The sequence below is a fragment of the Mycobacterium sp. genome (assembly GCF_035623875.1).
Classification (GTDB): domain Bacteria; phylum Actinomycetota; class Actinomycetes; order Mycobacteriales; family Mycobacteriaceae; genus Mycobacterium.
On record NZ_DASPSP010000246.1, the window covers coordinates 1 to 14132 of the forward strand.

The 14132-nt window shown below is 67.8% G+C and carries 12 protein-coding genes; 3 read left to right on the top strand and 9 right to left on the bottom strand.

Annotation, left to right across the window (positions count from 1 at the left end):
• Both VEI45_RS20200 and VEI45_RS20205 read right to left on the bottom strand, forming a co-directional pair.
• A partial coding sequence (locus VEI45_RS20200) for a primosomal protein N' (RefSeq protein WP_324856313.1) occupies positions 1-1398 on the bottom strand: 1398 nt, incomplete at its 3' end.
• Positions 1399-1442: 44 nt separating this feature from the next.
• Positions 1443-2198, bottom strand: coding sequence for a lysoplasmalogenase (locus VEI45_RS20205; protein ID WP_324856314.1), 756 nt, complete (start codon positions 2196-2198; stop codon positions 1443-1445).
• Here VEI45_RS20205 and VEI45_RS20210 point away from each other — a divergent pair.
• From VEI45_RS20210 to VEI45_RS20220, 3 genes are read left to right on the top strand one after another with little or no spacing between them, the layout of a single operon-like run.
• Positions 2197-3165, top strand: coding sequence for an alpha/beta hydrolase (locus VEI45_RS20210; protein ID WP_324856306.1), 969 nt, complete (start codon positions 2197-2199; stop codon positions 3163-3165). The two genes, VEI45_RS20205 and VEI45_RS20210, sit on opposite strands and share 2 nt — an antisense overlap.
• Positions 3166-3169: 4 nt before the next feature.
• A complete protein-coding gene (locus tag VEI45_RS20215) occupies positions 3170-4132 on the top strand; it encodes an alpha/beta hydrolase (protein ID WP_324856307.1) in 963 nt (320 codons plus the stop codon).
• A gap of 35 nt (positions 4133-4167) precedes the next feature.
• Positions 4168-5655: an NAD(P)/FAD-dependent oxidoreductase gene (locus VEI45_RS20220; protein ID WP_324856308.1), complete on the top strand. Its 1488-nt coding sequence runs from the start codon at positions 4168-4170 to the stop codon at positions 5653-5655.
• 67 nt (positions 5656-5722) lie between these two features.
• Here VEI45_RS20220 and metK read toward each other — a convergent pair whose 3' ends face one another.
• The 7 genes from metK to carB form a co-directional block, all read right to left on the bottom strand.
• Positions 5723-6934, bottom strand: coding sequence for a methionine adenosyltransferase (metK, locus tag VEI45_RS20225; RefSeq protein WP_324856309.1), 1212 nt, complete (start codon positions 6932-6934; stop codon positions 5723-5725).
• A gap of 97 nt (positions 6935-7031) precedes the next feature.
• The gene (gene coaBC / locus VEI45_RS20230) at positions 7032-8324 is read right to left on the bottom strand and encodes a bifunctional phosphopantothenoylcysteine decarboxylase/phosphopantothenate--cysteine ligase CoaBC (RefSeq protein WP_414687543.1); all 1293 of its coding nucleotides are present in this window, start codon (positions 8322-8324) and stop codon (positions 7032-7034) included.
• A 24-nt stretch (positions 8325-8348) separates the two neighbouring features.
• Positions 8349-8675 carry a DNA-directed RNA polymerase subunit omega gene (gene rpoZ / locus VEI45_RS20235; protein ID WP_324856310.1) on the bottom strand — a complete coding sequence of 109 codons (327 nt, stop codon included), beginning with the start codon at positions 8673-8675 and terminating at the stop codon, positions 8349-8351.
• Between the two features lie 65 nt (positions 8676-8740).
• The gene (gene gmk / locus VEI45_RS20240; protein ID WP_414687542.1) at positions 8741-9379 is read right to left on the bottom strand and encodes a guanylate kinase; all 639 of its coding nucleotides are present in this window, start codon (positions 9377-9379) and stop codon (positions 8741-8743) included.
• Positions 9380-9451: 72 nt separating this feature from the next.
• Positions 9452-9769, bottom strand: a complete 318-nt coding sequence (gene mihF / locus VEI45_RS20245; protein WP_003932123.1) for an integration host factor, actinobacterial type — start codon at positions 9767-9769, stop codon at positions 9452-9454.
• 471 nt (positions 9770-10240) lie between these two features.
• The gene (pyrF, locus tag VEI45_RS20250) at positions 10241-11062 is read right to left on the bottom strand and encodes an orotidine-5'-phosphate decarboxylase (RefSeq protein WP_324856311.1); all 822 of its coding nucleotides are present in this window, start codon (positions 11060-11062) and stop codon (positions 10241-10243) included.
• A gap of 2 nt (positions 11063-11064) precedes the next feature.
• Positions 11065-14132: carbamoyl-phosphate synthase large subunit (carB, locus tag VEI45_RS20255; RefSeq protein ID WP_324856312.1), on the bottom strand; the 3068-nt coding region annotated here is incomplete at its 5' end.

Genomic DNA, 14132 nt, shown 5'->3' on the forward strand with positions numbered 1-14132 from the left:
CCCCGGGGTGGCGACAACCAGGGCCGGACGGGCGGCAACCTCCGTCACGATGGCATCACCCGCCGACGTCACCACGGGCGTACCGGGGAAGGCGCGGCCGAGCTCCTCGGCAGTGCGCCACGCGCCCACCACAACAGCGCGCACCGCATCCGACCCGCAGCGCGCACACCGCAACGCGGCGTCGGAACGGCCGCACCACCGGCACACCGGACCCGTGCCGTCGCGGTCGTCCAACGACAGCGGGCCAGTGCAATGCCGGCAGCGGGCGATCGCTCGGCAGCGCGCGCAGGCCAGCGACGGCACGTAGCCGCGCCGCGGCACCTGCACCAGCACCGGCGCCCCGGATTCCAACGCCGAGCGGGCGGCGCGCAGCGCGACGGACGGCAGCCGCGCGGTGCGGGCCGCAGGATCCCGCTCCTCGGCGTAGCCACCGTCGTCGAGCGCAACCACCCGTGGGCTGCGGGCGCGCACCACCGGGCGAGCGGCGACCACGTCGTGCGCCCATCCACTGCGCACCAGCGCGTGAGCTTCCGCGGTACGGGCGTAGCCGCCGATCAGCGCCGCGCAACGCATCTGATGGGCGCGCAGCATCGCCACCTCGCGGGCGTGCGGATACGGTGCCCGCGGCTCGGCCAGCGTGTCGTCGCCGTCATCCCACACCATGACCAGCCCCAGATCGCTCACCGGTGCGAACACCGCGCTGCGGGTGCCGATCACCAGCCGAGCGCTGCCCCGAAGCGCGGCCAGCCAGCGCCGGTAGCGCGCGGCCGGACCCAACCCGGCCGACAACGCCACCACGGCGGACTCGTCGAGCAGTGCCGTCGCGGCCCGCCACAACGCGTCCACGTCCCGCTGATCCGGGACGATCGCCAACACGCCACGGCCGGTCCGCACCGTCTGCGCGGCGGCCTCAGCGAACCGGTCTGCCCATTGCTCGCCGGGCAGCGCCTGCCATACCGCGCGGGCGGCACGCGACTGGTCCAGCGCGGTCAGGAACTGTCCACCGCGGCCGTATGCCTCCCAGGCCGATCGGTCCACGTCTATGATCACGGGAAGACTTGGCGGCGTTGGATTTTCGCGTTCCACCTTGGCGTGCCGCGGCGGCACCGCCAGGCGCAGCACGTCGGCGCGGGTTCCCGCGTAGCGCGCCGCCACGGCATCGACCAACCGACGAATCTCCGGGGTGAGCACCGCCTCGGCGGACACCACACGGTCAAGCCAGGCCAGCTTGCCGACGTGATCGGTATCGGTGCGGCGCTCCAGGATGAACCCGTCCACCAGCCTGCCGTGGAATCGGACCCGTACCCGCACCCCGGGCTGGGCGTCGTCGGATTGCTCCGCGGCCACCAGATAGTCGAATTCGCGATCCAGGTGCGGCACCGACAACATCGGCAGCATCCGCGCGATCGGTTCGAATGCGGCGGCCTGCCGGGTCCGCGTGCTCACCCCGCAGGTGTAGCAGAGGCCGCCGACGAGCCGGAAACGTTAGCGGCGTCCACCCGGCCGAAGAAGAAGCCGGCGGTGATCAGGACCTGTGCCGCCGCGTAAGTCCACCAGATCGGCACCGCCAGCGCCTCGTTGCCCAGCACGAATCGGCCGATGCCGATCATCGCGTCCGAACCCGCGAAGCACACCGCACCGACCGCCGTCCAGATCGTGGGAAGCCGCGCCAGCAGCGCCGCACACACCATGGCGCCCAGCACGACGATGTAGACCGTGACCGGAACAGTCAACCCGTCGCGCCCCAGGTGCGGCCAAAACCACACCAGCAGCGCCACGCACGCCACGCACATCGCCGCAGCGGCGATCAAGCGCGGACGCGACCGAGCCGACGACCTCGCCAACGGCACCAGCGCACCCAGAAAACACAGGTGCGCCAACAGAAACGCCCCCAACCCGAACACGAACGACGCCGTCCACCATGGCATCGCCAGCAGCGCGTCACCGGCTGCCGAGAACACCAACGCCGGCATCAGCCAGCGCCGCTCACGAACGATCGGATGTGCGGCCGCGGCGAACGCCAGCAGCAGGGCCATCGATGCCTTGAACGCCGGCTGGGCCGTCAACTGCCCGGTCAGCTCCGCACCGGGCGGTGAACGCAAGGCGGTCACAGTCAGAAACACCCCATAGGCGACGCTGGCCCAACCCGCGGCCACCCAGGCACCGACTACGACCCGGGGTGCGTACGGTGTCCCCATGCCCACCGTCGACGAACCCGGATCCGCCATCGATCCCATCCTGCTGAAGGTACTGGACGCGGTCCCGTTCCGTTTATCCACCGACCACGGGGTCGAAGCGGCGCGCCAGCAACTGCGGGATTTGCCGCGGCGCGCCTTCCATCCCGAGTTGCGCGTGCAGAACCGCACCATCGACGGGCCGGCTGGCCCGATCAACATCCGGATCTACTGGCCGCCAACCGATCACGTCACGCCGCCGGTGGTGCTGTTTTTCCATGGCGGCGGCTTTGTCGTTGGCGACCTCGATACTCACGACGGAACCTGCCGCCAGCACGCCGTCGGCGCCTCCGCCGTGGTGGTGTCCGTCGACTACCGGTTGGCGCCCGAGCACCCGTACCCCGCTGCCATCGACGATGCCTGGGCCGCAACGCGATGGGTCGCCGAGCACGCGAGCGAGATCAACGCCGACGCCAGTCGGCTGGCGGTGGCCGGGGACTCCGCGGGCGGCACCATCTCCGCGGTGATCGCGCAACGGGCCCGCGACAATGCCGATCAGGGCGGACCCAACCTCCTGTTCCAGCTGTTGTGGTATCCCTCCACGCTGTGGGACACGTCGCTGCCGTCGTTCACCGAAAACGCTGACGCACCCGTTCTCGACCGCGCCGCCGTCCAAGCGTTTTCCCGTTGGTACGCAGGCGAAATCGACCTATCCGATCCCCCGCCCGGGATGGCGCCGGGACGGGCCGAGAACCTGGCCGGGCTGCCTGCTGCCTACATCGCCGTCGCCGGGCACGACCCGCTGCGCGACGACGGGATCCGCTACGGCGAATTGCTCACGGCCGCTGGCGTTCCCGTCGAGGTTGACAACGCCGAGACGCTCGTGCACGGCTACGTCGGCTACGCCGGGGTGGTGCCCGCCGCCACGGCCGCGCTCGACCGCGGGCTGGCCGCACTGCGTGCCGTCCTGCATGAGGCCTGCGTAAGGTAGGTGCATGACAGAGCCGACCACCGCGCGACCAGAAATCGACCCGGCGATGAAAGCAGTGCTCGACGCGTTCCCACTGACCTTCACCGCCGCCGACGGCGTCGAGGTCGCGCGGGCGAGACTGCGCCAGTTGCAGGCGCCTCCGGAAATGCTGCCGGCCCTGCGCACCGAGAACATGATCATCAGCCACGGTGACCTCATCGACATCCCCGTCCGCATCTACTGGCCACCGGTCACCGAGCACCGCGATCTGCCGGTCGTCGTCTTCTACCACGGCGGTGGCTTCGCGCTCGGCGACCTGGACACTCACGACCCGGTCGCTCGCGCGCACGCCGTCGGCGCCGAGGCCATCGTGGTGTCTGTCGACTACCGGCTCGCCCCGGAGCACCCGTTCCCGGCCGGGGTAGACGACTGCTGGGCGGCACTGCAATGGGCCGTGGACCACGCCGCCGAGTTGGGCGGCGACTCGAATCGCATTGCCGTCGCGGGTGACTCGGCCGGCGCCAACCTGGCCGCGGTGATGGCGCACCTTGCCCGCGACAACGGCGGGCCCGAGCTCGCGTTCCAGCTGCTGTGGTATCCGACCGTCACAGCGAACCTGTCGCTCCCATCGTTCACCGAGAACGCTGACGCGCCGATCCTGGACCGCAATGCCATCGACGCCTTCCTGACCTGGTACATCCCGGGCGTCGACACCAGTGACCACACCGCGCTGCCCGCCACCATCTCCCCGGCCAACGCCGCCGATTTCCGTGGGCTGGCGCCGGCCTACATCGGCACCGCCGAACACGATCCGCTGCGCGACGACGGCGCCCACTACGCCGAACTGCTCAACGCCGCGGGTGTGCCCGCCGAACTGAGCAACGAGCCCACGCTGGTGCACGGCTACGTCAGCTTCGCGTTGCTCATACCGGCGGCCGCCGAGGCGACCAACCGCGGACTTGCGGCCCTGAAAGCGGCCCTGCACTAGTCCACCTTCTTTTCGGGCGCGGTACCGTCGGTAACGTGACCGGCGCTCTTCCCGACTACCACTGCCTCATCGTGGGCGCCGGGTTCTCGGGCATCGGCATCGCGATCAAGCTCGATCAGGCGGGATTCGGCGACTATTTGATCGTCGAGGCCGGCGACGGCGTCGGCGGCACCTGGTACTGGAACACCTATCCCGGCATTGCCGTGGACATTCCGTCGTTTTCCTACCAGTTCTCCTTCGAGCAGCGGCCGGACTGGTCGCGGACCTACGCACCGGGCAAAGAGCTGAAGGCCTATGCCGAACACTGCGCCGACAAGTATGGGATCCGGCCGAAGATCCGGTTCAACACCAAGGTTCTCGCCGTTGAGTTCGACGACGAGCGGGCGCTGTGGCGGGTGCAGACCGATCCCGGCGGTGAGGTCACCGCCCGATTCCTGTTGAACGCCAGCGGTGTGCTCACCGTGCCCAAGCTGCCGGACATCGACGGCGTCGACTCCTTCGGCGGCGTCACTATCCATACCGCCCGCTGGGATCACGACAGGGACCTGACCGGCAAGCGGGTCGCTGTCATCGGCACCGGCGCCTCGGCAGTGCAGCTGATCCCGGAGATCGCGCCGATTGTCAAACAGCTCACGGTGTTTCAGCGCACACCGATCTGGTGTTTCCCGAAGTTCGACGTGCCGCTGCCCAAACTGGCGCACTGGGCGATGCGCCTACCTGGCGCGAAGGCACTTCAGCGGCTGATCAGCCAGGCCTACGTCGAGCTGACCTTTCCCCTGCCGGCGCAGTACTTCACGGTGTACCCGCTGGCCAGGTGGATGGCGCCGGTCGGCCGCGCCTATCTGCGCCGACAGGTCCGGGATCCGGCGGTGCGTAAGCAACTCACCCCGCAATACGCCATCGGCTGCAAGCGCCCCGGGTTGCATAACTCCTACCTGTCGACCTACAACCGCGACAACGTTCGGCTGGTCACCGAGCCGATCGACAAGGTTACGGCGTCGGCGGTGGCCACCACCGACGGCGCCAGCCACGAAGTCGACGTGCTGGTGCTGGCCACTGGTTTCCACGTGTTGGACTCCGACAGCATGCCGACCTTTGCGGTCACCGGCAGCGGCGGCCTTTCGCTGACCAAGTTCTGGGACGAGCACCGGGTGCAGGCCTACGAGGGCATCACCGTTCCCGGCTTTCCCAATTTTTTCAGCGTGATGGGCCCGTACGGCTATGTCGGGTCGTCATACTTCGCGCTGATCGAGGCGCAGACGCACCACATGGTGCGATGCCTTAAGCGGGCCCGTCAGCGAGACGCCACCCGCGTCGAGATCACCGAGGAGGCCAACGCCCGCTACTTCGCCGAGGTCATGCGCCGCCGGCACCGCCAAGTGTTCTGGCAGGACAGCTGCCAGCGGGCCAACAGCTACTACTTCGACAAGAACGGCGATGTGGCGCTGCGGCCCGGGACCACGTTCGAGGTGTACCGGCGTAGCCGGCGTTTCGACCTCGACGACTACCGGTTCACCGATTGATAGCGCGAGCAGACGCGAAAGCCCCCAAACCCTCGGGCGTGTCGAGTGCTTTTGCGTCTGCTCGGCGTTAGATGGCGCGCTTGAGGTCGTCGACTTTGTCGGTCTGCTCCCACGGCAGGTCGATGTCGGTGCGTCCGAAGTGCCCGTAGGCCGCCGTCTGGGCGTAGATGGGCCGCAGTAGGTCCAGATCGCGGATGATCGCGCCGGGCCGCAGGTCGAACACCTCGGGGATGACCTTCTCGACCTTGACCGGGTCAACCGTCTCGGTGCCGAAGGTCTCGATGAACAGGCCCACCGGGGCAGCCTTGCCGATGGCGTAGGCCACCTGCACCTCGACCCGCTCGGCTAGGCCGGCGGCGACCACGTTCTTGGCCACCCAGCGCATCGCGTACGCCGCGGAACGGTCCACCTTGGATGGATCCTTACCGGAGAAGGCGCCGCCGCCGTGGCGGGCCCAGCCGCCGTAGGTGTCGACGATGATCTTGCGGCCGGTCAGTCCCGCGTCACCCATCGGGCCGCCGACGACGAACTTTCCGGTCGGGTTGACCAGTACCCGCGTCGACGAAGTATCCAGCGTCTCGTGGGCCAGATCGTCGAGCACGGTGTTGAGCACGTGCTGCCGGATGTCGGGATCCAGCGTCTTCTCCAGGTCGATGCCGTCGGCGTGCTGGGTGGAAACGACAACGGTGTCCAGCCGCACCGGAACGTTGTCCTCGTAGGCGATGGTGACCTGTGTCTTGCCGTCCGGGCGCAGGTAGGGCAGCACCCCCTTCTTGCGGACCTCGCTCAGCCGCCGCGACAGCCGGTGCGCCAGCGCGATCGGCAGCGGCATCAGCTCTGGGGTGTCATTGATTGCGTAGCCGAACATCAGCCCCTGATCGCCGGCGCCCTGCGAGTCGAGCGGATCCGCGGCACCCTCGACCCGCGCCTCGTGGGCGGTGTCGACGCCCTGAGCGATGTCGGGCGACTGGGCGCCGATGCCGATGTTCACCCCGCACGATGCGCCGTCGAAGCCCTTGTCCGACGAGTCGTAGCCGATCTCGAGGATGCGTTCGCGAACCGTGTTGGCGATGTCGGCGAACGCGTTTTTCGCGGTCGTCGTCACCTCACCCACCACGTGCACCTGGCCGGTGGTCACCAACGTCTCGACCGCCACCCGTGAGCGGGGATCCTCCGCCAGCAGCGCGTCGAGAACCGAGTCGCTGATCGCGTCACAGATCTTGTCGGGATGCCCCTCGGTCACCGATTCGCTGGTGAACAAACGACCCTTTTCGCTCACACCCTCATCCTTCCAAGTCACGGCGGGGATTGTTAGTTAGACAAATTATATCTTTAGGCTGTCCGACGTGCTCGGCCAGCCTTGGCTGTTACGGGTGCTAGGTGGCGGAGCCACCGCCCCCGTTCAGGAACGCGACGATGGCGTCCACGATACGACTGGCCATCAGCGTCTTTGAGCCGTGCTGCAGCGCCGACTCGGTGCCGTCGGATGCCAGCAGCCAGCCGTCGTTGTGGTCCACCTCGAAGGCCTTGCCCTCACCGACGGCGTTGACCACCAACAGGTCGCAGCCCTTCCGGCGCAGCTTCGCGCGAGCATGGAACAGCACGTCACCGTTGGCGTCGCCGGTCTCGGCGGCGAAGCCGACGATGGCCCGCATGTTGGGCAGCTGCCCCGCGGCCCGGGCCTGCACCGCCTCGGCCAGCACGTCGTCGTTGCGGACGAGTTCGATGGTGGGCGGTGCAGTGTCTTCTGTGGCGCCTTTCTTGATTTTGGCGGTTGCCACCTGCGCCGGCCGGAAGTCGGCGACGGCGGCCGCCATCACCAGCACATGGGTGTCGGGTGCGTGCTTGGACACCGCGTCGGCCAGCTGTTGGGCTGAGCTGATCTGCACCACCTCGACACCCGCGGGGTCGATTAGCCCGGCGGTATGCCCGGCTATCAGCGTGACCTCGGCGCCGCGCTGAGCGGCGACCCGCGCCACCGCGTAGCCCTGCTTGCCCGAGCTGCGGTTGCCGATGAAGCGGACCGGGTCGATCGGCTCGCGGGTGCCGCCCGCGGTCACCAACAACTTGACCCCGGCCAGGTCGTAGGGCATCGCGTCATGCCGTTCCAGCAGCAGCTGGGCGAACGTGACGATCTCCTCCGCTTCGGGTAGCCGGCCCGCGCCGCTGTCTGCGCCCGTCAGCCGCCCGGATGCCGGTTCCAGCACTACGGCGCCGCGCCGTCGCAGCGTGGCCACGTTGTCGACGGTGGCCGGATGCTGCCACATCTCGGTATGCATCGCTGGCGCGAACAGCACCGGACATCGCGCGGTGAGCAGGGTCGCGGTCAACAGATCGTCGGCCCTGCCAGCAACGGCGCGGGCCAGGAGGTCGGCGGTGGCCGGCGCAACGACGACCAGATCGGCGCCCTGGCCGATGGCAACGTGCGGCACCTGCGGAACGTCCTCGAACACGCCGGTCTGTACCGGCTCGCCGGATAGCGCCTCGAAGGTGGCTGCGCCGACGAAGCGCAACGCAGATTCGGTGGGGATGACGCGGACCTGGTGGCCCGCCTCGGTGAGTTGGCGAACGACGGTGCAGGCCTTGTACGCGGCGATACCCCCGGAGACGCCGACGATGATCCGCTTGCGGTCCGTCCGCTTTTCTCCCGACTGGCTCCCCGAGCCGATCACAGCAAGCCCGCCCGGATCTCGCTACTCGCCTTCGGTGTGCTCGAGCAGGTCGGCGTGGATCTCGCGCATGGCGATCGACAGCGGCTTCTCCTGAAGCCCTGGCTCGACCAGCGGGCCGACGTACTCGAGGATGCCTTCACCGAGCTGGTTGTAGTAGTCGTTGATCTGCCGGGCGCGCTTCGCCGCGTAGATCACCAGGGCGTACTTGCTGGAAACCCGCTCGAGCAACTCGTCGATGGGCGGGTTGGTGATGCCCAACGGCGTGTCATAGGCGCCTATTCCGCCCGATGCCGGATCGAACTGATCGGGGACGGCGGCTAATGACGCGTCGGTCTGCGAAGTACTCACTTAAGACTTTCTCCTGGTGGCGTAGAACGGTGTGCGACTAATGGTCAATCAAGTTGGAAGGCAGATCACGCCGTACCCGGCGCTTGTCCCACCAGCAAGGATACCAATTCTGCGCATGCAGACTCCAATTGACTGTTCACCACCACCGCGTCAAAGTCGTCCTGAGCCGCTAATTCGGTACGGGCGGTGGCGAGCCGGCGTTCGATCACCTCGGGTGTCTCGGTGCCCCGGCCGATCAGTCGGGCCTCCAAGGTCTCCCAGCTCGGCGGTGCCAGGAACACGGTGATCGCTTCCGGCATTGCGTGTTTCACCGCGCGGGCGCCGGCCAGGTCGACCTCGATGAGCACCGGGTGCCCGGCGGCGGTGGCGTCGCGGACCGGCCGGGCCAACGTGCCCGACCGGTGCAGGCCGTTGTGGATCTCGGCCCATTCCAGCAGGGCACCTTCGTCGATCAGTTGCTGGAACCGAGCCGGGGTGACGAAGAAATAGTCGACGCCGTCGACTTCACCCGGGCGCGGCGCTCGAGTGGTCGCCGAAACGCTGAAATGCAGATCGGGAATCCGCTCTCGCAGGCAGTGGACCAGCGTCGACTTTCCTACCGCGGATGGACCGGACAGCACCACCACGCGTCCTGCGCCTTGACCTACGGCCTTGGCCCCAAGACGTGCGTCGCGGTCACCGTCCGGTCCCCCGTCGGCGTTCACCGACTCTCCTGGGGCTGCCGACTTCGATTGCCCAGCTTCTCCTCAGGCCGTTCGGCCTGCATCGTCGCTGGGCTAAGAGAAGTCGAACTTTTCCAGCAGAGCCTTGCGCTGACGATCGCCGAGCCCACGCAGGCGGCGGGTTGGGGCGATTTCGAGCTCGGTCATGATTTCCTGCGCCTTGACCTTGCCAACCTTCGGCAACGCCTCCAACAGCGCGGAAACCTTCATCTTGCCCAACACCTCGTCGGTCTCAGCATCCTTCAGCACCTGCTTGAGGTTGGTGCCGCCGCGCTTCAGCCGATCCTTGAGCTCGGCTCGCGCTCGACGTGCGGCGGCAGCTTTCTCCAACGCGGCCGCGCGCTGCTCGTCGGTCAACTGGGGAAGAGCCACGATTCCTCCGTCTCAATCACTCATCGACAGCTATCGATCTTTGTTTGTCTCGGCCGGGTAGTTCAGCCAGCGGAGACGACCGTACCCACGCTGTCAGACGAAATCTAACCCGCCCCCCTGGTTGAATCCACAAAGGCCCAGCGTGTGGCTTCGAGCAGGGGTGTCCGCCTCGGCCCGCGTGCGGGTAATTCCGCTCCCCCAAACGGACCGTTTCGGAGTGAAGAAAATCGCTTCTACCAGCAGTTTCTTCACGAGATGGCCGGACCGCGGGTTCCCCTGGAAACGTCGCCCTGACCACCCCGGCACCGATCAAAAACCAGAAACTGCGCCGATTGTGCATGTCACGGCGTGTCGCGCGTGTCGCGGGGCGCGCACAGCACTGCTCGCAGCGGGCGTTCGACCGATTTTCGCGTCATTTCTGCCGCCACCACACCGTGAACTACGCCAGGTAGTAGTCCCCACAGCGAGCCGTCAGTCGGCTAGGTAGGCGACCGCCTCACGCATCCGCTCACCGGCCGCCCGCAGCGCCGCGACGTCAGGTCCAGCCCGCAACACCTCGCGCGACACCGCGGGCAGCAGCTGACCGGGAGCGGCGCCACCCAGGCCGCTCAACGCAGTGGCCTGCCCGCCCTGGGCGCCAATTCCGGGCACCAGCACCGGTCCACCGAGACCGCTGACGTCGGGCGCCTCGGTCACTGTCGCCCCGACGACGACGCCGACCGACCCGGGCCCCGGGCCCAGCGCTCGGTTGGCAGCGGCCGCCTGGTCGACGATGGACTGGGCCACCGTGCGGCCGTCGAACTCGGCGCGCTGCACCGTCGCACCCTCCGGATTCGACGTCGCCGCCAACACGAACACCCCTCGACCGTGCGCCGCAGCGCTGTCCAGCAGCGGCTGCAACGAACCGAAACCCAAATAGGGCGAGGCTGTTACGGCGTCGGCAGCCAGCGGCGAGTCACCGGCCCAGGCGACCGCATAGGCGGCCATTGTCGATCCGATGTCGCCCCGTTTGGCGTCGGCCAACACCAGCACGCCGGCATCGCGCAGCGCGGCGATGGTGTGCTCCAACACCGCGTATCCCGCGGCGCCGTAGGCCTCAAAGAACGCGACCTGAGGTTTGACGACCGCAAAATCGGCGAAGGCCTGCACGCAGGTGTCGCAGAATGCGGCCAGGCCGTCGGGGCCGATCGGCAGATCCCATGCCCGCAGCAGTTCGGGATGCGGGTCGATGCCCAGACACAGCAGGCCTCGACGTGATACCGCGTCGGCTAGCCGGGCGCCGAACCCGGGCATCGTTAGTGGCCGCCGTTGTTCAGCGTGCTGTGCAGTTCCTGCAGCGAGCGCACACCGATGACGCCGCGAATGCCGGCTTCGATGCCCTGGACGGCCGCGGAGGCGCCCTGCACCGTCGTCACACAGGGGATGTTCACTCCCACTGCCGCCGAACGGATCTCGTAGCCGTCGATGCGTGGCCCCGAGTTGCCGTACGGCGTGTTGATCACCATGTCGACCTCACCGGCGCGGATGGCGTCGACGGCGGACTCCGCAGGCCGGCCCGGCTGTGCCGGCTCGAAATGCTTGCGAACCTCGTCGCACGGAATCCCGTTGCGGCGCAACATTTCCGCGGTTCCCTCGGTGGCGAGCACTCGAAAGCCCAGGTCTGCCAACCGCTTGACCGGGAACACCAGCGACCGCTTGTCCCGGTTGGCCACCGACACGAATATGGTGCCCTCGGCCGGCAACGACCCGTAGGCGGCGGTTTGGCTCTTGGCGAAGGCGCTGCCGAAGTCGCGGTCGATTCCCATCACCTCACCGGTGGATTTCATCTCCGGACCCAGCAGCGAGTCGATGGCGGCCCCATCTGCACGGCGGAAGCGGTGGAAGGGCAACACGGCCTCCTTGACCGCGATCGGGGCGTTCTGGGCCGCGTGGGCGCCGTCTCCGGATGCCGTCAGCATTCCTTCGTCACGAAGCTGGGATATATTGGAGCCCAACATAATACGGGCACAAGCCTTGGCCAGCGGGATCGCTGTGGCTTTTGAGACGAACGGCACCGTACGGCTGGCACGCGGGTTGGCCTCCAACACGTAGAGCACGTCGTCCTTCAGCGCGTACTGCACGTTGAGCAGGCCCACCACCCCGATGCCGTGCGCGATCGCCTCGGTTGCGCGGCGCACCTTCTCGATGTCGCTGCGGCCCAGGGTTACCGGAGGCAGTGCACACGCCGAGTCGCCAGAGTGGATGCCGGCCTCTTCGATGTGTTCCATGATCCCGCCGATATAGACCTCGTCGCCGTCGCAGAGCGCGTCGACGTCGATCTCGATCGCGTCCTCTAGAAAGCGGTCGACCAGCACCGGGTGTTCAGGTGAGAGTTCGGTGGCGCGAGCGATGTAGCCCTGCAGCGTATCGTCGTCGTAGACGATTTCCATGCCCCGGCCGCCCAACACGTAGGACGGCCGCACCAGCACCGGATAACCGATCTCGGCGGCGATCTGGCGGGCCTGCGCGAATGTCGTCGCCATGCCGTATCGCGGGGCCGGCAGCCCGGCAGCCGACAGTAGGTCGCCGAACGCGCCGCGGTCCTCGGCCAGATCGATGGCCTCCGGCGGAGTTCCGACAATCGGAACCCCTGCGTCGGCGAGCCGCTGCGCCAGCCCCAGCGGTGTCTGGCCGCCGAGTTGCACGATGACGCCGACCACACCCGGCCCCCCGACAGCGGACTGCGATTCGGCGTGGAAGACCTCCAGGACGTCCTCGAAGGTCAGCGGCTCGAAGTACAGCCGGTCAGCGGTGTCGTAATCGGTGGACACCGTTTCCGGGTTGCAGTTGACCATCACGGTTTCAAAACCGGCCTGCGACAATGTCGTTGCGGCATGCACGCAGCTGTAGTCGAATTCGATGCCCTGGCCGATCCGGTTGGGCCCCGAGCCCAGGATCAGCACCTTGGGCCGCTCGGTCTGCGGCGCCACCTCGGTCTCGGCGGACGGGTCAAGCTCATAGCTGCTGTAGTGATACGGCGTCTTGGCCTCGAACTCCGCGGCGCAGGTGTCCACGGTCTTGTACACCGGGTGGATGCCAAGCCGCCCCCGCAACGACCGCACACCATCCTCGCCGGCCAATTCGGGTCGCAGCGCGGCGATCTGGCGATCGGAAAAGCCGCTGTGCTTACACCGCCGCAGCAGGTCCGCGTCGAGCACCGCGACGTCAACGACCTCACGGCGTAACGTGCCGAGCTCGGCGATCTGCGCGACGAACCACGGGTCGACGCCGGATGCCTCGGCAACCCGCGCTACCGAAGCGCCCAGTCGCAATGCCAGTTCGATGTCGTAGAGTCGCCCCTCGGTGGGTGTGCGCAGCTGTTCCAGCACCGCGTCGACGTCGGTTCCGCGGTCCGGCGTCGTCCAGAACCCGGCCCGACTGGTCTCCAGCGACCTCATCACCTTGCCGAGCGCCTCGACGAAGTTGCGGCCCAATGACATTGCCTCACCGACCGATTTCATCGTCGTGGTCAGCGTGGGGTCGGCGCCCGGGAATTTTTCGAACGCGAACCGCGGTGCCTTGACCACCACGTAGTCCAGGGTGGGCTCGAAGCAGGCCGGAGTTTCCTTGGTGATGTCGTTGAGGATCTCGTCGAGGGTGTAGCCGACGGCCAGCTTGGCGGCGATCTTGGCGATCGGGAAGCCGGTGGCCTTGGACGCCAGCGCACTCGACCGGGACACCCTCGGGTTCATCTCGACGACGATCAGCCGTCCGTCGCGCGGGTTGACCGCGAACTGGATGTTGCAGCCGCCGGTGTCCACGCCGACCTCGCGCAGGATCGCGATGCCCAGATCCCGCATCCGCTGGTACTCCCGGTCGGTCAGCGTCATGGCCGGCGCGACCGTCACCGAGTCGCCGGTGTGCACGCCCATCGGGTCGACGTTCTCGATGGAGCACACCACCACCACGTTGTCGTGGCCGTCGCGCATCAGCTCGAGTTCGAATTCCTTCCAGCCGTAGATCGATTCCTCGATCAGCACATTGGCGCTGGGGCTTGCGGCCAGCCCGGCGCCGGCCATCCGGTCGACCTCGTCGGCGGAATGCGCCATCCCCGAGCCCAGCCCTCCCATCGTGAAGCTGGGCCGCACCACCACCGGCAGGCCCACTTCCCCGACCGTCTCACGGACCTCTTCCATGGTGAAACACACCCGGCTGCGTGCGGATTCACCGCCGACCTTGGCGACGATGTCCTTGAACCGCTGCCGGTCCTCGCCGCGCTGGATGGCGTCGAAGTCCGCCCCGATCAGCTCGACGCCGTACCGTTCCAGCGCCCCGTTCTCATACAGCGCGACCGCGGTGTTCAGCGCGGTCTGCCCGCCGAGCG